General features: G+C 45.4%; 1 pseudogene. It reads left to right on the top strand.

Going from position 1 to position 504, the window contains the following annotated elements:
• A pseudogene (locus ASG38_RS04010) lies at positions 1-504 on the top strand (hypothetical protein); the annotation flags it as partial.

Here is a 504-nt window from a genome sequence, read left to right as displayed (position 1 = left end):
GGTCACTCAGACGCAAGGCTGTAATGCTACTGCCGAAAAAGTATTTGTATTGGAATATCCAACCGGGTTTGAAGTAACCATTGCTCCTACCTCCAGCCACACGGCTTGTGATAACGGACCTGTAACCTTATCCATAACCCGTTTTATTGCCAATACGTCACAAGGTGTAATCGACCTGACCAACAGGAATAACAGTGCCTATACCTACCAATGGTTTAAAAATACTTCTACTGTTGCCGGAGCTACAGCCATGAGCCATACCATAAACAGCGCGACAGAAAATGGCAGCTATACCGTGAGTGTAACCCTGCCTGATTTCGCGCCTGTGGTTTCTAATGCCGTTGACATAAAACTATCGCCGGAAAACACTACAATCAGCAGTTCCGGAGCATTATGCGAGGGAAGTAGCGTTACCCTTTCGTCAAGTGTTGCCAATTCTGACTATACCTACCAATGGTTTAAAAACGACCAGCCAATTCCAGGTGCTACTACGGATAATCATAA

The organism is Flavobacterium sp. Leaf359, from assembly GCF_001423985.1.
GTDB classification, from domain to species: Bacteria; Bacteroidota; Bacteroidia; order Flavobacteriales; family Flavobacteriaceae; genus Flavobacterium; species Flavobacterium lindanitolerans.
This window is presented reverse-complemented; position numbering and strand designations above follow the sequence as displayed.